The sequence below is a fragment of the Micromonospora sp. NPDC049089 genome, from assembly GCF_040648775.1.
Lineage (GTDB): Bacteria > Actinomycetota > Actinomycetes > Mycobacteriales > Micromonosporaceae > Micromonospora.
Genome location: NZ_JBEZEH010000004.1, coordinates 1 through 22204 on the forward strand (window position 1 = coordinate 1; position 22204 = coordinate 22204).

The 22204-nt window shown below is 70.4% G+C and carries 17 protein-coding genes; 7 read left to right on the top strand and 10 right to left on the bottom strand.

The genetic code is table 11. From position 1 onward, the window contains the following. The first annotated feature begins 123 nt into the window (after positions 1 to 123). Genes AB0B48_RS01555 through AB0B48_RS01570 form a run of 4 tightly spaced genes read left to right on the top strand, consistent with a single transcriptional unit; the run spans position 124 to position 5615 of the window. On the top strand, positions 124 to 1092 hold the full coding sequence (locus AB0B48_RS01555) for a sugar ABC transporter permease (protein ID WP_357194321.1): 969 nt from the start codon (positions 124 to 126) through the stop codon (positions 1090 to 1092). Between the two features lies 1 nt (position 1093). After that, entirely contained in the window at positions 1094 to 1981 is an 888-nt protein-coding gene (locus tag AB0B48_RS01560; protein WP_357194323.1) for a carbohydrate ABC transporter permease, read from the top strand. Further along, positions 1978 to 4209 (top strand): alpha-xylosidase, encoded by a 2232-nt coding sequence (yicI, locus tag AB0B48_RS01565; RefSeq protein ID WP_357194326.1) that lies wholly within the window; start codon positions 1978 to 1980, stop codon positions 4207 to 4209. Before AB0B48_RS01560 ends, yicI begins: the two co-directional genes overlap by 4 nt. Next, positions 4206 to 5615, top strand: a complete 1410-nt coding sequence (locus AB0B48_RS01570; RefSeq protein ID WP_357194329.1) for a GH1 family beta-glucosidase — start codon at positions 4206 to 4208, stop codon at positions 5613 to 5615. Before yicI ends, AB0B48_RS01570 begins: the two co-directional genes overlap by 4 nt. 189 nt (positions 5616 to 5804) lie before the next feature. On the opposite strand, the gene AB0B48_RS01575 is transcribed toward AB0B48_RS01570, so the two are convergent. Continuing rightward, on the bottom strand, positions 5805 to 6398 hold the full coding sequence (locus AB0B48_RS01575; RefSeq protein ID WP_238687087.1) for a nucleotidyltransferase family protein: 594 nt from the start codon (positions 6396 to 6398) through the stop codon (positions 5805 to 5807). Between the two features lie 238 nt (positions 6399 to 6636). Next, positions 6637 to 8346 carry a bifunctional 3'-5' exonuclease/DNA polymerase gene (locus AB0B48_RS01580; RefSeq protein ID WP_357194459.1) on the bottom strand — a complete coding sequence of 570 codons (1710 nt, stop codon included), beginning with the start codon at positions 8344 to 8346 and terminating at the stop codon, positions 6637 to 6639. Positions 8347 to 8466: 120 nt separating this feature from the next. Here AB0B48_RS01580 and AB0B48_RS01585 point away from each other — a divergent pair, with 120 nt between their 5' ends. Both AB0B48_RS01585 and AB0B48_RS01590 read left to right on the top strand, forming a co-directional pair. Next, on the top strand, positions 8467 to 10173 hold the full coding sequence (locus AB0B48_RS01585) for an ABC transporter ATP-binding protein (RefSeq protein ID WP_357194461.1): 1707 nt from the start codon (positions 8467 to 8469) through the stop codon (positions 10171 to 10173). Positions 10174 to 10223: 50 nt separating this feature from the next. After that, the gene (locus AB0B48_RS01590; protein ID WP_357194464.1) at positions 10224 to 11915 is read left to right on the top strand and encodes an ABC transporter ATP-binding protein; all 1692 of its coding nucleotides are present in this window, start codon (positions 10224 to 10226) and stop codon (positions 11913 to 11915) included. Between the two features lie 6 nt (positions 11916 to 11921). On the opposite strand, the gene AB0B48_RS01595 is transcribed toward AB0B48_RS01590, so the two are convergent. Genes AB0B48_RS01595 through AB0B48_RS01615 form a run of 5 tightly spaced genes read right to left on the bottom strand, consistent with a single transcriptional unit; the run spans position 11922 to position 16949 of the window. Further along, complete coding sequence (locus tag AB0B48_RS01595; protein ID WP_354878666.1) at positions 11922 to 12851, bottom strand: carbohydrate ABC transporter permease; 930 nt, start codon at positions 12849 to 12851, stop codon at positions 11922 to 11924. After that, a complete protein-coding gene (locus tag AB0B48_RS01600; protein ID WP_354878663.1) occupies positions 12851 to 13759 on the bottom strand; it encodes a sugar ABC transporter permease in 909 nt (302 codons plus the stop codon). The genes AB0B48_RS01595 and AB0B48_RS01600 overlap by 1 nt, the downstream gene beginning before the upstream one ends. Positions 13760 to 13777: 18 nt before the next feature. After that, complete coding sequence (ngcE, locus tag AB0B48_RS01605; RefSeq protein WP_357194334.1) at positions 13778 to 15214, bottom strand: N-acetylglucosamine/diacetylchitobiose ABC transporter substrate-binding protein; 1437 nt, start codon at positions 15212 to 15214, stop codon at positions 13778 to 13780. A 26-nt stretch (positions 15215 to 15240) separates the two neighbouring features. Continuing rightward, positions 15241 to 15990 (bottom strand): SIS domain-containing protein, encoded by a 750-nt coding sequence (locus AB0B48_RS01610; RefSeq protein WP_357194337.1) that lies wholly within the window; start codon positions 15988 to 15990, stop codon positions 15241 to 15243. After that, complete coding sequence (locus tag AB0B48_RS01615; protein WP_357194340.1) at positions 15990 to 16949, bottom strand: MurR/RpiR family transcriptional regulator; 960 nt, start codon at positions 16947 to 16949, stop codon at positions 15990 to 15992. Before AB0B48_RS01615 ends, AB0B48_RS01610 begins: the two co-directional genes overlap by 1 nt. 204 nt (positions 16950 to 17153) lie before the next feature. Here AB0B48_RS01615 and AB0B48_RS01620 point away from each other — a divergent pair, with 204 nt between their 5' ends. Further along, on the top strand, positions 17154 to 18140 hold the full coding sequence (locus AB0B48_RS01620; RefSeq protein ID WP_357194343.1) for a BadF/BadG/BcrA/BcrD ATPase family protein: 987 nt from the start codon (positions 17154 to 17156) through the stop codon (positions 18138 to 18140). Between the two features lie 597 nt (positions 18141 to 18737). On the opposite strand, the gene AB0B48_RS01625 is transcribed toward AB0B48_RS01620, so the two are convergent. The 3 genes from AB0B48_RS01625 to ngcE (AB0B48_RS01635) form a co-directional block, all read right to left on the bottom strand. Continuing rightward, complete coding sequence (locus AB0B48_RS01625; RefSeq protein WP_357194346.1) at positions 18738 to 19637, bottom strand: carbohydrate ABC transporter permease; 900 nt, start codon at positions 19635 to 19637, stop codon at positions 18738 to 18740. Next, positions 19634 to 20542: a sugar ABC transporter permease gene (locus tag AB0B48_RS01630; RefSeq protein WP_357194349.1), complete on the bottom strand. Its 909-nt coding sequence runs from the start codon at positions 20540 to 20542 to the stop codon at positions 19634 to 19636. Before AB0B48_RS01630 ends, AB0B48_RS01625 begins: the two co-directional genes overlap by 4 nt. 64 nt (positions 20543 to 20606) lie before the next feature. Then, positions 20607 to 22022, bottom strand: coding sequence for an N-acetylglucosamine/diacetylchitobiose ABC transporter substrate-binding protein (gene ngcE, locus AB0B48_RS01635; RefSeq protein ID WP_357194352.1), 1416 nt, complete (start codon positions 22020 to 22022; stop codon positions 20607 to 20609). Between the last annotated feature and the right edge of the window lie 182 nt (positions 22023 to 22204).

Genomic DNA, 22204 nt, shown 5'->3' on the forward strand with positions numbered 1-22204 from the left:
ACTTTCTCAATCATTGTGTGTCTTGGTTGTGCAGGGTGTCCACCCGCTCGACCCGGCGGGCGGGGCGGCCGCGCCGCCCCCGCCGGCGGGGCCCCCCCCCCGCCCCGCCGGGAAGGATCTTCCATGGCAGTCTCCGAGACGGTCGCCGCCACACCGCCGGCCGCGACCCCCACCCCGCCCGCGCCCAGCCGCAGACGCCGCGGCCGCAACGCGGCGTACTGGCTCTACCTGCTCCCCGGAGCGGTGCTCTTTCTCCTGGTCATCGGCGCGCCGCTGGTCGGCACCCTCTACCTCTCGTTGACCAAGTGGTCCGGCATCGGCGACCCCCGGTGGGTCGGCCTGGACAACTACCGGCAGTTGCTCCAGGACGACGTGTTCTGGGCGTCGTTCCGCAACACCGTCTGGATGCTCGTCGCGATGGTGGTGGTGCCCACGGTGCTGGGGCTGCTGCTCGCCGCGGTGCTCTTCGACGTCGTCGGCCGCCGGTTCAAGCCCCGCACCGCCGCCGCGCTACGGGCCGCGTTCTACCTCCCGCAGGTGCTGCCCGTCGTGGTGGCCGGCATCGTCTGGGGCTGGATCCTGCGCCCCGACGGCGCGTTCAACAGCCTTCTCGACGTGGTCGGTCTCGGCGCGTTACGCCATGACTGGCTCGGCGACCCGGGCACCGCCCTGCCGGCCGTGATGGCCGTGATGATCTGGGTGCAGATCGGCTACCCGGTGGTCGTCTTCATGGCGGCGTTGCAGCGGGTCGACCCCGAGCTGTACGAGGCGGCCGAGGTCGACGGCGCGAACTGGCTGCACCGGATCCGGGCGATCACCCTTCCGCAGATCCGGCCGGAGACCTTCGTGGTGGCCCTCACCTGCACCATCGCCGCGTTGAAGGTGTTCGGGCCGATCTTCGCGCTGACCCGGGGTGGTCCGGACAACGCGACGAACGTGCCGAGCTACTTCGCCTATTACACGTTCTTCAAGAAGCTGCAGGTTGGCTACGGCTCCGCGATCTCCACGGTGCTGACACTGATCATCGTGGTGGTGGCCGGGGTCTTCATCTGGATGCAGGCCCGCAGCGAGCGCCGGGACCAGGGGTTCTGACATGGCCGTCACGCTCACACCGAGCCCGGCGGCGGTGACGCCGGCCCGGCCCGTACGCGATCGACACCACCGTGGCGTCAGCCGCTGGGTGGTGCTCGCCCTGGTCACCCTCGGCGCGCTCGTGATGCTGGTGCCGTTCGCGTTCATGCTGCTCAACGCGTTCAAGTCGCCCGGCGACTACTCGTCGGGCGGCCCGCTGAGCTGGCCGACGGAGTTCTACACCAAGGGTCTGCGCACGTACTGGACCGCTGTCAACTTTCCGCTGAAGTTCTGGAACTCGGCGGTCATCGCCGGCTCGGTGGCAGTGCTCGGCGTCGCCGTGTCACTGCTCAACGCGTACGCGCTGGGCATCGGCCGGGTCCGGGGCCGGCTGTGGATCGTGGGTCTCTTCCTGCTGGCCAACATGCTGCCGCAGGAGGCGCTGATCTACCCGCTGTACTACGCGGCGAAGCAGGTCGGCCTCTACAACACCCAGCTCTCGGTGATCATCATCTTCACCGTGATCCAGAGCGCGTTCGGCACGTACCTGCTCGCCTCGGTGATGGGCACGTTCCCGCGCTCGCTGCTGGAGGCCGCCGCGCTGGACGGCGCCGGCAAGTGGACGGTGCTGTGGCGGGTGGTCTTCCCCAACCTGCGGCCCACCCTCGCGGTGCTGCTCATCTTCTTCTTCATCTGGACGTGGAACGAGTTCCTCATCCCGCTGGTCATGCTGATCGACAACCAGACGCAGACCATTCCGGTCGCGCTCGCGTCGTTGCAGGGCGACCGGCTGATGGACGCTCCGACCACCAACGCCGGCGCGCTGATCAGCCTGGTGCCGGCCATCCTCTTCTTCCTCATCTTCCAGCGCACTCTGGCGCGCGGCATCACGGCAGGAGCCGAGAAGTGAAGTTCACCGACGGGTACTGGCAGCTGCGCCCCGGCGTCAGCGTCCTGCGCCCCGGCATCGTGGAGTCGGTCGAGCCGGACGAGCGCGGCTTCACCGTCTTCGCACCGACCGGTCAGATCACCGGCCGCGGCGACACCCTCAACCGCCCCCTGGTCACCGTCCGGTTCTTCTCCCCCGCCCCCGGTGTCATCGGCGTGACCATCGCCCACCACACCGGAGGGTTGCCCCGCGAGCCGCACTTCGGGCTGAGCACCGACGACACGCACCCGGTCACCGTCGACGTCACCGGGCTCAGCGCGACACTGACCTCCGGCGAACTGACCGCGCGGGTCGCGCTCATCGACGGGTGGCGGGTCGACTTCCTGCACGGCGACCGGCTGGTCACCGCGTCCACCGCACGCAGCATCGGCGTCGTCACCGACGCCGAGGGCCGCCGGCACGTACACGAACGGCTCGCCCTCGGTGTCGGCGAGACGGTGTACGGGTTGGGCGAGCGCTTCGGCCCGTTCGTGAAGAACGGGCAGACCGTCGACATCTGGAACGCCGACGGAGGCACCGCCAGCGAGCAGGCGTACAAGAACGTGCCGTTCTACCTGAGCAGCGCCGGCTACGGGGTCTTCGTCGACCACCCGGAGCACGTGTCGTTCGAGGTCGGCTCCGAGGTCGTCGCTCAGACCCAGTTCAGCGTCGAGGGCCAGTCGCTCACCTACTACGTCATCGACGGACCCCACCCGAAGGACGTGCTGCGCCGCTACACCGCCCTCACCGGCCGTCCGGCCCGGATCCCCGCTTGGTCGTACGGCCTCTGGTTGTCGACCTCGTTCACCACCTCGTACGACGAGAAGACGGTGACCGAGTTCGTCGACGGGATGGCCGAGCGGGGGCTGCCGCTGTCGGTGTTCCACTTCGACTGTTTCTGGATGCGTCAGTTCCACTGGGTCGACTTCATCTGGGACCCGGCGACCTTCGGAGACCCGGAGGGGATGCTGCGCCGGCTGCACGAGCGCGACCTGAAGGTGTGCGTCTGGATCAACCCGTACATCGCGCAGCGCTCCTACCTCTTCGAGGAGGGCCGCGAGGCCGGTTACCTGGTCCGCAACCCGGACGGTTCGGTCTGGCAGTGGGACAAGTGGCAGGCCGGCATGGCGCTCGTCGACTTCACCAACCCGGACGCGGTCCGCTGGTTCACCGGCAAACTCAAGGCCCTGCTGGACATGGGCGTCGACTGCTTCAAGACCGACTTCGGTGAGCGCATCCCGACCGACGTGGTGTGGCACGACGGCTCGGACCCGCAGCGGATGCACAACTACTACTCGTACCTCTACAACAAGGCCGTCTTCGAGCTGCTGGAAACCGAGCGCGGCGAGGGCGAGGCGGTGCTGTTCGCCCGCTCGGCCACCGCCGGCGGGCAGCAGTTCCCCGTGCACTGGGGCGGCGACTGCGAGTCGACGTTCGTCGCGATGGCCGAGTCGCTGCGCGGCGGGTTGTCCCTGGCGGCCTCCGGCTTCGGCTACTGGAGCCACGACATCGGCGGCTTCGAGGGCACTCCCGACCCGGCGGTGTTCAAGCGGTGGGTCGCCTTCGGGCTGCTCTCCTCTCATTCCCGGCTGCACGGGTCCGGCTCGTACCGGGTGCCGTGGGCGTACGACGAGGAGTCCGTGGACGTGCTGCGGCACTTCACCCACCTCAAGCTCGGCCTGATGCCGTACCTGGCAGCTGCCGCCCAGGAGGCGCACCGCGACGGGACGCCGGTGATGCGCCCGATGTTCCTGGAGTTCCCGGACGACCCGGCGACGACACACCTGGACCGGCAGTACATGCTCGGCCCGGACGTGCTGGTCGCCCCGGTGCTCAGCGCCGACGGCGACGTCACCTACTACGTACCCGCCGGCACCTGGACGCACCTGGTCACCGGCGCGCAGGTCACCGGCCCGGCCTGGCTGACCGAGAAGCACTGCTTCGACAGCCTGCCGGTGCTGGCCCGACCGGGCGCGGTCATCCCGTTCGGCTCGCGCACCGACCGACCGGACTACGAGTGGGCCGACGATGTGCGGCTGCGGGTGTACGCACCGGCCGAGGGGCAGCGGACCCGGGTACGGGTACCGTCACCCGGCAACGGGCCGGGCGCCGAGTTCGACGTGCGCTACGAGGGTGGGACGGTCAGCGCCGAACTGGTGGCCGGCACCTCGACGGGCTATATCTGCGAGATCCAGGGGACGGAACGATGACGCAACACCACTTCCCGGAGAGCTTCGTCTGGGGCTCGGCGACGGCCGCGTACCAGATCGAGGGCGCGGCGACCGAGGACGGGCGCGGACCATCCATCTGGGACACCTACAGCCACACACCGGGTCGAACCCTCAACGGTGACACCGGTGACGTGGCCGCCGACCACTACCACCGGTGGGCCGACGACCTCGGGCACATCGCCGACCTGGGGCTCGGGGCGTACCGGTTCTCCATCTCCTGGCCCCGGGTGCAGCCGGGCGGCTCGGGCCGGTTCAACCAGGCCGGCATCGACTTCTACTCGCGGCTGGTGGACGGGCTGCTGGAGCGGGGCGTCCGCCCGGTCGCCACCATGTACCACTGGGACCTGCCGCAGGAGTTGGAGGACGCCGGTGGGTGGGCGGCGCGGGAGACCGCGTTGCGCTTCCAGGAGTACGCGGCGGGCATCGTCGGTGCGCTGGGCGACCGGGTGCACACCTGGACGACGCTCAACGAGCCGTGGTGCTCCGCGTACCTGGGCTACGCCTCCGGCGTACACGCGCCGGGTCGGACCGAGCCGGCGGCGGCGCTGGCCGCGGTGCACCACCTCAACCTCGCGCACGGGCTGGCCGGTCGGGTGGTCCGCGAGCTGGCCCCCTCCGCCGAGCTGTCGGTGACCCTGAACCTGCACGTCATCCGGGGTGCGTCGGACTCGGCCGCCGACCAGGACGCGGTCCGGCGGATCGACGCGTTGGCGAACCGGGCGTTCCTCGGCCCGATGCTGGACGGGGAGTACCCGGCCGACCTGCTGGCCGACACCGCTTCCGTCACCGACTGGTCGTTCGTGCGCGAGGGCGACGAGAAGCTGATCGCGGTGCCGCTGGACGTGCTCGGGGTCAACTACTACTCCAGCACCCTGGTCCGGGCGTGGGACGGGGTGTCGGCCCGCTCCGACGCTGACGGGCACGGCGCGTCGACCTCGACGCCGTGGGTCGCCGCGGAGAACGTCGACTTCCTGCCGCAGCCCGGCCCGTACACGGCGATGGGTTGGAACATCGACCCGCCGGCGCTGACCGAGCTGCTACTGCGCCTCCAGCGCGAGTACCCCCACCAGCCCATGATGATCACCGAGAACGGCGCGGCGTTCGACGATGTGGTGTCGGCCGACGGCCGGATCCACGACGACCGGCGGATCGACTACCTGCGTCGGCACATCGGCGCGATGGCCGACGCCCGCGCGCAGGGCGCGGATGTGCGCGGCTACTTCGTCTGGTCGTTGCTGGACAACTTCGAGTGGGGCTACGGCTACGACCGTCGCTTCGGCATCATCCGGGTCGACTACGACACCCAGGTACGCACCTGGAAGGACAGCGCCCACTGGTACCAGCGTCTCGCCGCCACCGGCGAGCTGGACCAGATCGCGGAGTAACCCCACCCCACCCACGCCCCCGTCTCCGTCCCGTCCCGTCCCCGTCCCGTCCCCGTCGATCTTGCACTTTCTGTCCCGACAAACGGGGCAATCACCCGTGATTCGGCAACAGGAAGTGCAAGATCGGCGCGGCGCGGCGCGGCGGGGCGGGGCGGGGGCGCGGCGGGGCGGGGCAAGATCGGCGCGGTCCTACACCCCGACGCGCTGCGGCGGGACAGTGAGCCCGTACATCTCCATCAGCTCCGGAGTGTCGACCCGGCTGCCGTCGGCCACCGAGTCGCAGGCGATGTCGACGATCTGGTCCTTGTGCGCCAACAGGTACGGCCGAGCACCGACGTCGGCGCTGGCCAGGGTCGCGATGCCGGGCCAGTGCCGGCGGCCGAACAGCATCGGGTAGCCGCGCAGACCGTCGTAGGTGGCGCAGACCAGCACGTCCGGGTACGGCAGCGCGGCCACCCGGCTGACCGCCTCGGCGGTCAGGCCCGGCATGTCGACCGGCACCACCACCACCGCTTCGATCCCCTCGTCGTCCATGGCAGCCAGGCCGGCCCGGATGGACGAGCCGACCCCGGTGCCCCACGCCTTGTTGATCACAACGGTCGCCTTGCCCAGGTCGGCGGTTTCCTGGACCTGCTCGGCGGCAGCGCCCAGGACGACCACGATCTGCTCGCAGCCCGCCTCGGTCATCGTGTCGATCATCTGATTCACCAGCGGCTTGTCGCCCTGGTGCAGCAGCGCCTCGGGACCACCGATCCGTCGTCCCCCGCCTGCGGCGATGATCATTCCTGCGATCCCGTTCAGCTGCGCCCCCTCAAGCATGGGAGCGACCGCGACCGATCCGCCCCCTCCTACGGACACTGCAACGAGGAGCGCCAGCCAGGGGTGGCGGGGCGAAAAGGAGAAATAGCACAACCGTTATACACCGGACCGCAGCCGCTCCGCCCCGCTGCCACCCCTGACGCGTAGGCGGGAGGGCTCCTGAAACCTACTTTTCGTCACTTGATCATGGCGCGAGCACGGATCAGGCCGCGTCGGCGTAGCAGTCGACGATGGACAGGTCCAGTGGGAACCGGACCGGCGTCGCACCGAAGAGCAGCGCGGAGGCTCGCTCGCCCGACCGGTTGACAGCCTCGGAGACCGCGTCCGCCTGATCGGCCGGCGCGTGCACGACCACCTCGTCGTGCTGGAAGAAGACCAGCTCGGCGTCGGTGCCGGACAGCTCCGTCCGCAGCGTGGCCAGCAACGTGGAGGCCCACTCCGCCGCCGTGGCCTGGATGACGAAGTTGCGGGTGAAACGGCCCCGGGACCGGGCGGCACGCGCCCGCGGACTGTGCGGATCACCCGCCCGCTCCGGGTCGGCGGGCTCGTCGTCGAGATCACCGAACCCGACCGAGCCGGGCGGACACGTCCGCCCCAGCCACGACCGCACCAGCCCACCCGTCTCACCGGTACGCGCCGCCGCCTCGACGTAACCGAACGCCGTCGGGTAACTGCGCTTCAGCACCGCCAACGCGGGCACCGCGGCCCCGCCGGTCTGCCCGTACATGGCGCCGAGCAGGGCCACCTTGGCCTTGGCCCGGTCACCGCCGAACGAGTCCCGGGCCAGGGCCGCGTAGAGGTCGCCGGCACCACCCGCCGCCGCCAACCGCGCGTCGCCGGAGACCGCGGCCAGCACCCGGGGCTCCAACTGGCCGGCGTCGGCGACCACCAGCCGCCAGCCCGGATCGGCCACCACCGCCCGGCGGATCACCTTGGGAATCTGCAACGCGCCACCGCCCCGGGTGGCCCACCGGCCGGAGACGACCCCAGCCGGCACGTACTCCGGTTGGAACCGGCCTCCCCGGGCCCACTGATCGAGCCAGGACCAGCCGTGCGCCGTCCAGATCCGGTACAGCTCCTTGTATTCCAGCACCAGCGGCACCGCCGGATGGTCCACCCCGCGCAGCACCCAGGCCCGGGTGTTGGGCAGCTCCACCCCGGCCCGGGCGAACGCCTTCAGCAGCTCCGCCGGTGAGTCGGTGTGCAGGCCGCGTACGCCGAGCGCGTCGGCGATCCGGGCGGCCAGCTCGGCGAGTCGGCGTGGCGGACCACCGACCGGGGACGCCTCCCCGAGCAGCTCGTGCAGGATCTCGTTGTGCACGTCGGCCCGCCAGGGCAGCCCGACGACACCCATCTCCGCCGCGATCAGCGCGCCGGCCGACTCCGCGGCCACCAGCAACCGGAACCGGCCGGGGTGCTCCGTCGCGGCGACGCGGGTGAGCTGGTCGGCGTACACCTGGGTCAGTGCCTCGATGCCCGGGCCCGGCGGACCGGGCAGGGTGTCGAAGAGCGCGCCCTGCCCGTGCCCGGGTGGCGCTGCGGCGCGCGGCGGCGGGTCGGGCGGCACCGCCGCGCCGGTCAGCCGGGCCCAGGCGGCGGCCAGCGAGCGGGGCTCACCCCAACGGCCCACGTGCCCGAGCAGCAACGCCTCGGTCAACTCCACGTCGTGACACCGATCGACCCGGACGCCGGCGCGCAGCAGCGTCGGGTAGAGCGCCGTGGCGGTCGACCAGACCCAGCGCGGGTGCTCGGCGGCCTCGCGGGCGGCGACCGCGGCGACCAGATCGGTGACGACCTCGGGTCGGCCGGTCGGCCGGCCGGTGGCGTCCAGCGGGCACAGCACTCCCCCACCCCGCTCGTCGGACACCACCGCCACCAGCACGAACGTGATTCTGCCTCTCCCGTCCGACAGGAACGGAGGCGCACCTCACCGTCGTCGGGCCGGTGGGCTGTCGGGGCCGGTCGGTAGCGTGATCAGGTGCCTCCGCAGATCCCGCATCCCGATCCCGGCACCCCCGACGCCCGCGGTCCGATGCGCTACCTCTGGTGGCTCGTCCGCTGCCAACCCTGGCGGGTGCTGCGCGGCAGCCTGATCGGCACGGCCTGGATGATCGGGCTCTCGGCCCGGCCCTACCTGATCGCCCGCGCCGTCGACGACGGGCTGCGCGAACGCGACACCCAGGCCCTGGCGCTCTGGGTAGCAGCGATCGTCGTCGCGGGCGTGGCCCTGTCCTACCTGGGCATCATGCGGCACCGCACGATGACCTTCATCCGGGAGGACGCCAAGGCCCGCTCGGCGGAGGTTCTGCTGCGCCACCTGTCCCGCATCGGCGCGGTGCTGCCCCGGCGGGTCGGGGCGGGCGAGGTGTCCACCATCGGCGGCTCCGACATCGACTGGACGGCGCAGGTGCTGACGCTGACCGGGCCCGGCGTCGGCGCTGTCATCGCGTACGGGGTGATCGCCGTGGTGCTCTGGTCGGTCTCCCCGATGCTCGCGCTCTGCGTGCTGGTGGGGGTGCCGGTGGTCGGTCTGATCGTGGGGCCGCTGCTGCGCCGCCTGGAGCAGGTCGAATCGGTCTACCGCCGGCAACAGGGCGCGCTCACCGCCCGGTCCGGTGACATCGTCGCCGGGCTGCGGGTGCTCGCCGGGGTGGGCGGCCGGGACCTGTTCGCCCGGCGGTACGCGGCCCGGTCCCAGGAGCTACGCGCCGAGGGCTACCGGGTCGGCGCGGTCAACAGCTGGATCGACGCGGCGACGGTTGCCATCCCCGGGTTGTTCCTGGCGGCGGTGGTGTGGCTGACGGCCCGGATGGCGGTGACCGGCGACGTCACGATCGGCGAGTTGGTCGCCGTCTACGGCTACGTGGCGACCCTGATCGTGCCGGTCTGGTTTCTGCTGGAGGGCAGTTACCAGCTCATTCGCGGCCGGGTCGCCGCCCGACGGATCGCCGACCTGCTCAACGTGACACCGGACGACGTCGGTGGCCCGGGCCGCCGGTGGCCGGGCGCCGTGCCCGAGGCACGCCGGCCGGACGACCTGGCCGGGCCGGACGACCCGGCCGACCTGCACGACCCGGTGACCGGCCTGACCGTGCGCGTCGGCCACCTGACCGGGGTGGCGGCGGACGACCCGGCGGCGGCCGTGGCGTTGGCCGACCGGCTCGGCCGGTACGTGGCCAGCGACGTCGCCTGGGGCGGCGTGCCGCTGCGCGAGGTCGCCCTGGACGAGGTCCGCGCGCGGATCCTCGTCGCCGACCACGACTCCTACCTCTTCGCCGGCACCCTGCGCGACATCCTGCGAGCCGGGGCCGACGACGATGACGAACGGATCGGCGCGGCCCTGCGGACCGCATCGGCGCAGGACGTCGTCGACGCCCTGCCCGCCGGGCTGGACACCCCGATCGACGCCCGAGGCCGGACGCTCTCCGGCGGTCAACGCCAACGCCTGCGCCTGGCCCGGGCGTTGAGCAGCGAACCGGAGGTGCTGATCCTCGTCGACCCGACGTCGGCGGTGGACGCGCACACCGAGGCGCGGATCGCCGAGCGGCTGCGGGCCGCGCGGGCCGGGCGGACCACAGTGGTGATCGCCACGTCGCCGCTGCTGCTCGGCCGGGCCGACGTGGTCGCGCTTCTGAGCGCCGGCCGGGTCACCGCCACCGGCAGCCACGCCGACCTGCTCGACGACGACCCGGCCTACCGGCACCTGGTGGCCCGCGGCAGCGAGGAGGCGTACCGGTGAGCCGGCTGCCGGTCGCCGACCGTGGCACCGTACGCCGCGCCCTGCGGGACATGATCAGCCGGCACCGGCGCGCCGTCGGGGTCGTGCTGGCGCTGCACAGCGCCGCCGCGGTCGCCGGGCTCGCCCCGCCGTGGCTGCTGGGCACCATCGTCGACCGGGTCACCGCGGGCGCGGGCGTGGCGACAGTGGACCGGCTGGCACTGGCCATCGCCGGCTGCGTCGTGGTCAGCGCCCTGCTCTCCCGGTACGCCCAGTACGCCGGCCACCGCTTCGGCGAACGGGCCGTCGCCGAGCTGCGCGAGGAGTTCGTCTCCCGGACTCTCGGGCTGCCCGTCTCGGTCGTCGAGCGTGCCGGCTCCGGGGACCTGGCCACCCGCAGCTCGGTCGACGTGTCGACGGTCGGCACCACCGTCCGGGACGTGGTGCCCACCATGGTCATCGCCACTGTGCAGTTGACGTTGCTGTTCGGGGCCGTCTTCCTGCTGCATCCGCTGCTCGGGTTGGCCGCGCTGGCCGGGCTCCCGTCGATCGTGGCGGTGACCCGCTGGTACCTGCGCCGGGCCAGCTCCGCGTACCTCACCGAGGGCGCGGCGGCAGCCGAGCTGACCGAGACGCTGACCACCACCGCCGAGGGCGCGCGCACAGTGGAGGCGCTGCGGCTGGCCGACGACCGGATCCGGCACGGCACCACCCGCGTCACAGCGGTGTGGCGGGCCCGTCGGGCGACCCTCGCGCTGCGTACCGTGTTCTTCTCGGTCGTCGAGGCCAGCTATCCGCTGCCGGTCGCCATGGTCCTGCTCGTCGGGGGCTACCTGCTCTCCCGGGACATGGTGTCGCTCGGCGCGGTGGTCGCCGCCGCGCTCTACCTGCAACAGGCGATCGACCCGTTGGACCGGCTGTTGCAGTGGACCGAGCAGGCGCAGCGCGGCTTCGCGTCGTACGCGCGACTGCTCGGCGTGGGCATGGTCCCGCCGGAAGCACCCGGCACGAACGCCTCGTCACGGGGTGAGCGGCTGGTCGTCAGTGGCGCCCGGTTCTCCTACTCCGACGGGCCGGACGTGCTGCACGGCATCGACCTGGAGGTGCAGCCCGGTGAACGGCTGGCCGTCGTCGGCCCGTCCGGCGCCGGCAAGTCCACCCTGGCCCGGCTGCTGGCCGGGATCGACGCGCCACGCCACGGCGTCGTCACCATCGGTGGCTGCCCGATCACCGACCTCGACCCGGCCGAGCGACGCCGCCGGATCGCCCTGGTCACCCAGGAGCACCACGTCTTCATCGGCTCGGTACGCGACAACCTCTCCTTCGCCGCGCCCGACGCCACCGACGAGGAGATGCGTGCCGCGCTGCTCACGGTGGGCGCCGAGTGGTTCGCCGAGCTCCCCGACGACCTGGACACCCAGCTCGGCGACGGGGCCCGTCAACTCGGTGCGGCCGAGGCCCAACAGCTCGCGCTGGCCCGGTTGGTGCTCGCCGACCCGCACACGCTGATCCTGGACGAGGCGACCGCCGCGCTCGACCCGTCCACCGCCCGCCGGACCGAACGCGCTCTGGCCGCCGTGCTGGTCGGGCGGACCGTCATCGCGATCGCGCACCGACTCAACACCGCGCACGACGCCGACCGGGTCGCCGTGCTCGCCGACGGTCGGATCACCGAGATCGGCAGCCACGACGAGCTGGTCGCGGCCGGCGGGGCGTACGCGGCGCTGTGGCGCTCCTGGCACACCCGCGTCGACGAGCGGTGAGGCGTCCTACTTCACCGCTCCGGAGGTGAGGCCGGCCTGGATCTGACGCTGGAAGACCGCGTACACGATGATCATCGGGAGGATGGCGATGGTCAGCGCGGCGAACAGCCCGGACCAGTCCGCCTCGTAGCCGGCGTTCACCGAGATGTCGGCGATGCCCTGGGTGAGCACCCACTTGTCCTTGGCGTTGGAGAGCAGCACCAACGGGAGCTGGTACTGCGCCCACTGGCCGATGATGTTGAAGATCGCCACGCTGATCAGGCCCGGCTTCGCCATCGGCATCATCACCTGGAAGAACAGCCGGGTGTGCGAGCAGCCGTCGATCATCCCCGCCTCGGCCACCGACGACGGTAGCGTCTTGAAGAACGCGGCCAGGAAGAACACGGTGAACGGCAACGAGTACGCCGAGTAGACCAGGATCACGCCGGTGTGGGTGTCGAGCAGCCCGAGGTTCTTCACGACGAAGAAGAGCGGCACCAGGGCCAGGAAGACCGGGAAGGCCAACCCGGAGACGAACAGGTAGTAGACCGCCCGGTTGCCCCAGAACTTGTAACGGGCCAGCACGTACGCGGCCATCGAGCCGAGCAGCATGGTGAGGAACGTGCTGCACGACACCACGATCACGCTGTTGATGAAGTAACGGCCGACGTGTGCCTTGGTCCAGGCCCGCCCGAAGTTCTCCCACCGCAGCTCGGCCGGGAGCGTCCACGGGCTGCTGAAGATCTCGCTGGTGTTCTTGAACGCGGCCAGGAAGGTCCAGAGGATCGGCACGATGACGATCACCGCCCACACGGCGAGCGCGACGTGCCCCAGGCCGGCGAAGAGCCGTACCTCCGAGCGAGGGTCCTTGCGGCCCGGCCCGGCGGGGGCGGACGGGTCCCCGGTCTTCGGCGGCAGCGCGGCCGGGGTCGGCGGCAGCGTCGACTGCGGATTCATCAGTACTCCACGCTTTCCCGCTTGGTGAGCCGCAGCGTCAGCGCCGCGAACGTGAGGGTGAGGAAGAACAACGCCACGCCCATCGCCGAGGCGTAGCCGTACTTCGAGTAGACGAACGCGTTGCGGTAGATCTCCATGGCTAGCACGGTGGTGGCGCCGTCCGGGCCGCCACCGTCCACCGAGAGCACCGCCACGATGGCGAACGCGTCGAACGCCGCGATCCCGAGGTACACCCAGGCCACCTGGAGCGTGTCCCACAGCAGCGGCAGGGTGACCCGGAAGAACAGCGTCACCCTCGTCGCCCCGTCCATCTCGGCGGCCTCATAGATCTCACCGGGGATGGAGGCCATCCCGGCCGAGAAGAGCACCACGTAGAAGCCGACCGCCTGCCAGACCAGCACCGCGAGGATCGACCAGAGGGCCAGGCTCGGCTTGACCAGGAAGAGGATCGGCTCGATGCCGAACTTCATCAACACGCCGTTGATCAGGCCGGACTCGTTCGGCCGGTACACCATCTGGAACAACACCGCGATGATGGCCACCGCCAGGACCTGGGGGAAGAAGAACACCACCCGGTAGAACTTCGCCCCCCAGACCCCCTGGCGTTGGCCACCGCTGCTCTTGCCGCCCACGTTGAGCAGGAAGGAGAAGAACAACGCGATGGCAATGGTGATCAGCGGCAGGGCAAGCAGCAGTACGCCGTGGTGCTGGACCGCCTTCCAGAAGGCCCCGTCGTCGAGCAACCTCTGGTAGTTGTCGAAGCCCACCCACTGCGGGGCGGACAGCCCCCGCCAGTTGGTCATCGAGATCTGGAACGCCTGCGCGTACGGCCAGATCACGAATGTCACGTACAGCGCGACCGGGGCGAACAGGAACCCGATCACGAATGGATACTTGCCGTGCCGCATGACCCTAGCTCCGATCGATCAGCGCTTGAACTTGGTGACGGAGCTGTCCTTCTTGATGGCGTCGGCGCGCTTCTGGATCCGCTCCACGAAGGCGTCGGCGTTGATCCGGCCGAACATCAGCTCGTTGGTGGCGGTACGCGCCTCCGTGTCGAGCTCCTTGTACCAGCCGTCGAAGTACAGGTTGAACACGTCCTGACCGGCTGCCTTGAGCGCGGCCTGCGAGCTGGCCACGCCGGGCGGGAAGGAGAAGCCCTCCGAGCCGGCGGTGACCACGGTCGGGGCCTTGACCACCTCGGTGAAGCCCTTCGCGCCCGCCTTCGACAGCATCTGACGCATGTACTCCAGGCCACCCTTGGGGTTCTTGCTCTTGGCCGAGACGAAGTAGCCCTCACCGGCGGTGGCGCGCAGCGCAGTGGCTGGCAGCTTGTCCGATGCGGTCAGGCTCGGCACCGGCATGAGCTGGTAGTCGAAGCCGGCCGGGGTGTCCTTCTTCTGCTCGCCCTCCAGCCAGTCACCGCTGGGGTACAGGGCCACCTTGTACTGGTTCTGCCGCAGCTGCACGTCGGTGTGCTTGAGGCCTTCGAAGCTCTTGTCGCTGAACTTCGCCCCGACCTCGGCCCACGCCGCGGCCGCCTGCTTCACGGCGTCCTGCTTCCAGGCGCCGTCCTCCAGGTTGTCGATGTTCTTCAGCACGTCCGTGCCGCCGATCTTGGCGGCCTGGGTGAGGATCACGTTCCACTGGTAGTAGGCCGCGTTCGCACCGGCGTAGCCGTACGGGGTGATGCCCTTGGCCTTGATGTTCGTGAGCAGAGTCATGAACTCTTCCCAGGTCTTCGCCGGCGCCCAGCCATTGTCCTTGAACAGCTTGGCCGAGTACCAGATGCCGAAGACCGTGGAGACGTAGTACAGGACGTACGGCTTGCCGTTGAACGAACCGGCCTCGATGGTGCCCGGCACCACGGTGTCGCGGACCTTCTTGGTCGGGTCGTCGACCGACGGCGCGTCCCACAGCTCGGTGAGGTCCTGGAGCTGACCGTCGGCCACGAGCGCGCCGAAGTCCATCAGCTTCTCGCCCGAGTTGTTCACGAACTCCGGCGGGTTGCCGGAGGCGAAGCGCGGCTGTAGCACAGTGGAGACGGCCTGGGTGGCCTGGTGCTTGACCTCGGCCTTGGGGAACGCCTTCTTGTACAGCGGCTCGTGCACGTCGGTGGCGTACTTCTCGCCGTAACCACCGTTGAAGATGACCACCTCGATCGCGGCGTCCTCCTTGACGCCCAGCGGGTTCGCCTCGCTCTTGGTTCCGCCGGCGACCTGCTCGTTGTCACCGTCACTGCCGCTGGTGGCGCAGGCGCCGAGCAGGCCGATGGCCGGAGTGGCGAGCATGCCCACGGCGGCGGCGCGACGCAGCACCGTGCGACGGTCGAGTGCGGCCGGGTGTTCGGGGGTAATCGACATCGTCGTATCTCCTTGTGAAATTCGGGTCATGCGGTACGCCGGATAAGTGCGGCGTACCGCGACTCGAGGGCGAGGTTGTGCTCGTCCCCGCCGGGGACGTTGGCGGAGAGGTAGATAGGGGGTACCTCCCCGGCCTGGTGGAACCGTCGTACGACCTCCGCGGTCAGCAACTGCGCCAGCAGCGCCGTGGTGACCGAGGAGACCGCACAGACCGCGCCGCCGCCCTCGAGCGGCAGCAGTGCATCGCCGTACGGCGCGCCGTTGTCCAGCACGACGTCGGCGAGGTCGGCGAGCCGGTGCCCGGACGGGTGCCGTGGCGCCACCCGCGCGGTGTGCTCGACCGAGGTGACCGCGATCAACGGGTGACCGCGCTCGGTGACCAGCGCCGCCAGCTCGACCACCGAGCCGTTGATGCCGGACTGGGACGCCACCACGAACACGTCGCGCGGCTGGGGCGCCGCGAGCGCGTAGATCTGGTGGGCGATGGAGGGATCACGTTCCAGCTTGGGGTCGGCGAGCACGTCACGCGGGGCGTCACCGTGCATCACCAGGTCCCGTACCGAGAGCCGGTTGGTGGGGACCAACCCGCCGGCCCGGGCGACCAGCTCGGCGGCGAACGCCTCCGAGTGCCCGGCGCCGAACGCCTGGAGCACGCCGCCGTCGCGCAGGCTGTCGGCGATCAGGTCGGCGGCCCGGGTGATCCCGTCGGCCTCCGAGTCGAGCAGCCGGTCGAGCACCGGGCGGACGGCGTCCGCGTACCCCTGGGCGCTGATCATCAGTGGGCTCCCTTCGCTGCCTTGTGCCCGTCGACGGCCTGCGCTGTCCGCCGGAAGGCCGCGTGCGCGCGGTCGTGCGTGCGTTGGGCGACGGCGATGTAGAGCAGGTCGAGCACCACCAGTTGGGGGTGCCGGGCGGAGAGCGCGTCCGGCCGGAAGGTGGTCGCCTGGCTGGCGGTGAGCAGGACGATGTCGGCCAGCTCGGCCAACGGGGAGCGGGGGAAGCCGGTGAGCGCGAGCGTGGTGGCGCCCCGGCTGCCCGCCTCGGCGAGCATCTCGATCGTCTCGCGGGTCTGCCCGGTGTGCGAGATGCCGAGCGCCACGTCCCCCGATCGCAGCAACGCGGCGCTGGCCAGCCCCTCGTGCACGTCGTTCCAGGCCCACGCGGCCACACCGATGCGGTGCAGGCTGAACTGCATCTCCTCACCGACCAGGGCGCTGCCGCTGGCACCGAAGATGTTCACCCTGCTGGCGCCGGCGATCGCCACCGCGGCCCGCTCGACCTCAGCGAGATCGAGAAGGGTGGCCGTGTCATGCATGGCCCGGGTGTCGGCCGCCATGATCTGGTCGAGCACGCGAGCGAGCGGGTCGCTCGGCTGGATCTCCCGTCCAATGTCGACTGTCCAACCGGCAGAGCGGGCCCGACCGGTCTCGGAGGCGATGCCCAGTCGCAGGTCGGCGTACCCCTCGAAGCCCATCGCCCGGCAGAACCGGGTGATGGTCGCCGGTGAGGTACCGCTGCGCTCGGCCAGTTCGACGATCGTCGAGCGGGCGGCGGCCTCCGGGTCGCTGAGCACGTGCTCGGCGACGCGGTGCAAAGCACCGGTCAACTCGCCGAGCCCGTTGCGGACCCTGGCCAGCACCCCGTCGGACGTTGATCCGAGGGCGTTCCGCCGGTCGATCGCATCGGCGTCGACCACCGCGGTCCCCGCAGCGGTGTCCACCTCATGATCAACCATCGACGCCTCGCATTTTCAAAGGACTCTTAACTGTTAGTGGTAAAATTTCTTACTGAACGACCGTCTATGTCAAGACCGTGGGCGAAGTTTTCAAACTGTTACCTGTTGCGCAGCCCTCAGCGCTCACCGCAACTTGCCCCGCACGACGCCGCCGACCAGCATGAACAAGCCAGATCATCGTTCCGCGCAAGGAGAGTCGTGCCGATGTCCGACAGCGTCGTGGTGGGTCTCGACATCGGCGGTACGTCCACCCGGGCGACCGTCCTCACCCTCACCGGGCAACGCGTCGGCACCGGTCGCGCCGGCGGCGGCAACCCCACCAGTCACGGCGCCGAGCGCGCCGCCGCCGAACTGCTGACCGCGCTCCGCGAAGCGCTCGCCGACGTCGACCCGACGCGGGCCGCCGCCGGCACCATCGGGCTCGCCGGAGCCGGCCGACTGCTCGCCGACCCGGCCGGGCGGGCCGCCTTCGACCAGGCCTGGCACGACGCCGGCCTGCGCTGCCCGTACGAGGTCCACGGCGACGCCCTGGTCGCGTACGCCTCCGGCACCGCCGCCCCGGACGGAACCATCCTCATCGCCGGCACCGGCGCGATCACCGCCCACGTCCACGAGCTGCGGCTCGACCGGATCGCCGACGGCCACGGCTGGCTGCTCGGCGACGCCGGGTCGGGCTTCTGGCTCGGTCGGGAAGCCGTACGCCGACTGCTCGCCGACCTCGACGCCCGCAGTGCGCTGGGCGCGCTGACCACCACCGTGCTCACCGAGATTCTGGGCAGCGCCGACATCGCCGCCCGCCCCCGGGACACCGTCGACGCCACCATCCAGACGGTGACCCGTCGACCCCCCGTCGAACTGGCCCGGCTCGCGCCTCTGGTCGTCGACGCCGCCACCCACGGCGACCCGGTCGCCACCGAACTGATCACCGACGCCGCCGCGCACCTCACCGAGAGCGTGAGCCGCATCCGCCCCGCCGGGGCTGCGACACCGATCGTGCTCGGCGGCGGCCTGCTCACCGCGGACACCCCGCTCGCCGCCGCCGTCCGGGCCGAGATCGCGCGACACTGGCCGGACGCGCCACTGCGCACCGCCGGAGACGGGGCCGCCGCCGCGGCCTGGCTCGCCGCCCGTGGCCTACCCGAGGTGACCGACCCGGGCGCGCTGCACGCCCGCCTGTTCCCCATCCCCTGAAGCCAACGGCGCGCTTCACGCCGCCCGCATCGGCACGGCACCTCGCGCCCCCGCACCGCGGTGCCCCGCGCCTGATCTGCCCGCGGCGCACCTGCCCGCGGCGCACCCCGGACCGCACTGCGCGCCGCACCCCGCCCGGCCGCGCCGCACCCCGCCTGGCCGCCCGGAGCGCCCGGCCCGGCCGCCTCGCACCCCGCCCGGCCGCGCCGCACCCCGCCCGGCCCAAGATCGTGCTCGAACCAGGATGTAGTGGCCTCACGCCGCCAGGAGGGGACTACATCCTGGATCGAGCACGATCAAGGGGTCCGCGGTGGCTCCACACATGCGCCGGCGCGCCCCAACGGCCCTGGCCCGTCGCGACATGGCCAAGATCCGCGCACTTTCGGTGAAACTGCTGCGTCGACACGGCGTGAGGCAGCAATTTCACCGGAGTTGCGCGGATCTTGGGGGCGGGCCGGCACCGAGGGGCGGCCCGGGGTGGGGCCGGCCCGGGGTGGGGCCGGTCGGTGAGCGAGTCGGGGTGAACGAGTCGCGGGGAAGGTCGTATCGGCCTGCGGGTGGGGTGATCGGGATCGGTCAGCGGTGGCTAGGTTGGTTCTACTTGAGCTGCCCTGCGGTGAGGCCCGCCTGCACCTGCCGCTGAAAGGCCACGTAGACCGCGAGCACCGGGAGCACCGCGATACTCAGTCCGGCGAAGAGCCGTGCGTAGTCGCCGGCGTACCCCTGGCTGACCGACAGCGCGAAGAGCCCCTGCGCCAGCATCCACTTGGACTCGTCGCCCTGCAACAGCACCTGCGGTAGCAGGAACTGGTTCCAGTGGCTGAGGAAGTTGAAGATCGCCACACTGATCAGTCCCGGACGTGCCATGGGGAGCATCACCCGGAAGAAGAGCCGGAAGTGACCACAGCCGTCGACCAGTGCGGCCTCCGCCACCGAGTTCGGCAGGGTCCGGAAGAACGCGGTCAGGAAGAACACTGTGAACGGCAGCGAGTAGGCCGCGTACACGAGGATCAGGCCGAGCCAGGTGTTGAAGAGGCCGGCGTTGCGGACCACGAAGAAGAGCGGTACCAGGGCGAGGAACACCGGGAACATCAGGCCGCCGACGAACAGGTAGTAGACGACCTGGCGACCGCGGAACTCGTACCGGGCGAAGACGTACGCGGCGGTGGCGCCCATCAACATGGTGAGGCTGACCGAGCCGGCCACCACCACCAGGCTGTTGAGGAAGTACCGGCCGATGTGCGCGCCGGTCCAGGCCCGCACCCAGTTGTCCAGGTGCAGCGCGCCGGGCAGCCCCCACGGATCGGCGAGGATCTCACCGTTGGTCTTGAACGAGCTGATGAACATCCACAGCAGTGGCAGCACGGTGAGCAGGCCCCAGAGCAGCAGGAAGCCGTGCGAGAGGGCGTTGGCCACGCCGAGTTCCCGGCGTACCGGGCGGTCCCCGCTGGTGACCGGGGTCGGGGCGGTCGCGGTGGGCTGATCCAGAGTGGTCACGAGTACTCGATCCGTTCGCGCCGGCCGACCCGCAGCGACAGCACCGCCACCGAGAGGGTCAGGAAGAACATCACCACGCCGATCGCCGAGGCGTAGCCGAACTTGGTCTCGCTGCCGAAGGCGGTGTCGTACATGCGTACGCCGATCACGTCGGTGGAGAAGTTCGGCCCGCCGTTGGTCATCAGCTGGACGAGGATGAACCCGTCCAGGGCGAAGATGGCCAGGTAGACCCAGGCGACCTGGACGGTGTCCCAGAGCAGCGGCAGGGTGACCCGGCGCAGGGTGGTGAACCGGGACGCGCCGTCGAGCAGGACGGCCTCGTAGATCTCCTTCGGCACTGCCGACATCGCCGCGCCGAACAGCACGACGTAGAAGCCGACGTTGCTCCAGACCATCACCGCCAGCACGCACCAGAAGGCGGTCGCCGGATCGCCGAGCCAGGTCGGCGCGGGCAGGCCGAGGCCGTGCAGAGCTGTGGTGAGCAGACCCTTGTTGGGGTGGTACACCTCCTTCCACAGCAACGCGATGATCACCACGGAGAGCACCTGCGGGAAGAAGTAGACGGTGCGGTAGAGCGCGCCGCCGCGTACGCCGGTGACGCCGGCACTGCCCTTGCGCCCACCCATGGCGAGCATGGTGGCGAAGAACAGCCCGAGCACGATGGTGAGCACCGGCACCAGCCCCAGCAGGATCGCGTTGTTCTTCAGCGCGTTCCACACGTAGTCGTCGTGCCAGAGGGCCTTGAAGTTGGCCAGACCGACCGGGTTGGCGTCGGCCGAGTAGCCGAGCCAGTCGGTGGTGGAGATCTGGAACGCCTGGAGGTACGGCGAGACGACGAAGAACACGTACAGCAGCACCGGTGGCACCAGGAACGTGACGATCAGCGGCCACTTGCCATGTTTCACGAGAGGGACCTCTCCGTTTGGGTACGGCCGGTGGGGGCGGACCTCTCCCCCACCGGCCGGGCGGTCAGGCCGCTCGCTTGTACTTCTTGATCGAGCTGTCCTGGGCGATCGAGTCGGCGCCCTTCTGGCACTGTTCGAGGAACTCGGCGGGGCCGATCCGGCCGCTGAAGAACTCGCCGCACGCGGCGTCGACGAGGTTGCGTTCCAACTTGCGGTAGAAGCTGTTGTAGACCCAGTTGAAGCCGTTGGCGCCGGACGCGTCGAGGGCCTTCACCACGGTGCTCAGCCCGTACGGCAGCTCGACGCCCTCGGTGGCACCGGCGACCACGGTGAGGCTGGCGACCTTCTTCGTGAAGTCCTGGGCGCCCTTCTTGGAGAGCATGGTCCGGAAGTACTCCAGGCCGCCGGCGACGTTGCGGGCCTTGGCGGGCACCATGAACGGTTCCCCGGCGGTTCCCCGGATCGCCTCGAACGGCAGCTTGTCGCCGCTGCCGAGGCTCGGCGTCGGCGCGATGGTCATGTTGAAACCGGCCGGGGTGACGTCCTTCTGCTCGCTCTCCAGCCAGGATCCGCAGGAGATGAAGGCGGCCTTGCCCTGACACCAGGCGGTCTGCGACTGCTTGTGGTCCAGGCCGGGCGAGCCGTCCAGGATGTACTTGTCCTTGACGATCTGGTGCCAGGCGTCGGCGGCGGCGCGCATCGAGTCGGACTTCCAGGCGTTCGGCTCCAGGTTGTCGATGGCGGTCGCCACCGACGGGCCGCCGAACTTGATCGCCGTGGAGATCAGCGGCCAGCTCATGTAGCGCGGGTGCAGGCCGGCGTACGTCCAGGGGGCGATGCCGGCGGCCTTGATCTGCTTGCAGAGCGCGATGTGCTCGTCCCAGTTCTTCGCGTACGACCAGCCGCGGTCGGCGAAGAGCTTGGCGGAGTGCCAGATGCCGTAGGCGGTGTAGGTGTAGTTGAGCACCAGGAACTTGCCGTCGTAGGAGCCGACCTCGACCGCGCCGGGCAGCAGGGTGTCCTTGACCGTCTTGCCGGGGATGTCGAGGCTCGGGGCGGCCAGCAGTTCGTCGAGGCCGGCGAGGGCGTTCTGGCTGACCAGGCCGTTGAAGTCGATCTGGCTGGAGCCGGAGTTGTTGACCACGTCGGGCGGGGTGCCGTCGACGAAGCGCGGCTGGAGGGTCTTGCTGATCTCCTGGGTGGAGGAGTGCTTGATCTTCGCCTTCGGGTACTTCTCGGTGTACATGGCCTCGTGGGCCTTTGCGTACTCCTCACCGAACCCGCCGCCGAAGATCACCACCTCGAGTGGGGCGTCCTCCTTCACGCCGAGCGGGTTCTCGGCGCTCTTGGTGCCCCGGTAGGTCTCGGCATCGTTCTTGTCACCGCCACCGCTGGTGGCGCAGCCGGACAGCAGACCGGCGGCGGGGGTGGCCAGGAGGCCGGCGGCGGCGCTGCGCCGCAGGATGTCACGCCTGTTCATGGGTTCTCCTCGGGTCGGGTCGGGCGGATCGCCGGTCTTGTGGGGGAGGCGTCCACCGCGCGAGGGGCGGTAGTTCTCTTCAGTTAATGCTCCGTTGCTGAAGAATTTCTACGACAGCCGGGCTCGGACTTCAAGTCCTGACTGTCGAACCGTTATCACCACCAGCCGTCATCAGGTCGCCT

What these genes read in the sequence shown, in the direction of transcription:
- AB0B48_RS01615 (WP_357194340.1), bottom strand. Translation starts at nt 16,949, where the DNA reads ATGGTTGATCATGAGGTGGACACCGCTGCGGGGACCGCGGTGGTCGAC.
- AB0B48_RS01585 (WP_357194461.1), top strand. Translation starts at nt 8,467, where the DNA reads ATGCGCTACCTCTGGTGGCTCGTCCGCTGCCAACCCTGGCGGGTGCTG.
- AB0B48_RS01560 (WP_357194323.1), top strand. Translation starts at nt 1,094, where the DNA reads ATGGCCGTCACGCTCACACCGAGCCCGGCGGCGGTGACGCCGGCCCGG.
- AB0B48_RS01600 (WP_354878663.1), bottom strand. Translation starts at nt 13,759, where the DNA reads ATGCGGCACGGCAAGTATCCATTCGTGATCGGGTTCCTGTTCGCCCCG.
- AB0B48_RS01590 (WP_357194464.1), top strand. Translation starts at nt 10,224, where the DNA reads ATGATCAGCCGGCACCGGCGCGCCGTCGGGGTCGTGCTGGCGCTGCAC.
- AB0B48_RS01570 (WP_357194329.1), top strand. Translation starts at nt 4,206, where the DNA reads ATGACGCAACACCACTTCCCGGAGAGCTTCGTCTGGGGCTCGGCGACG.
- AB0B48_RS01620 (WP_357194343.1), top strand. Translation starts at nt 17,154, where the DNA reads ATGTCCGACAGCGTCGTGGTGGGTCTCGACATCGGCGGTACGTCCACC.
- ngcE (WP_357194334.1), bottom strand. Translation starts at nt 15,214, where the DNA reads ATGTCGATTACCCCCGAACACCCGGCCGCACTCGACCGTCGCACGGTG.
- AB0B48_RS01610 (WP_357194337.1), bottom strand. Translation starts at nt 15,990, where the DNA reads ATGATCAGCGCCCAGGGGTACGCGGACGCCGTCCGCCCGGTGCTCGAC.
- AB0B48_RS01555 (WP_357194321.1), top strand. Translation starts at nt 124, where the DNA reads ATGGCAGTCTCCGAGACGGTCGCCGCCACACCGCCGGCCGCGACCCCC.
- ngcE (WP_357194352.1), bottom strand. Translation starts at nt 22,022, where the DNA reads ATGAACAGGCGTGACATCCTGCGGCGCAGCGCCGCCGCCGGCCTCCTG.
- AB0B48_RS01575 (WP_238687087.1), bottom strand. Translation starts at nt 6,398, where the DNA reads ATGATCATCGCCGCAGGCGGGGGACGACGGATCGGTGGTCCCGAGGCG.
- AB0B48_RS01595 (WP_354878666.1), bottom strand. Translation starts at nt 12,851, where the DNA reads ATGAATCCGCAGTCGACGCTGCCGCCGACCCCGGCCGCGCTGCCGCCG.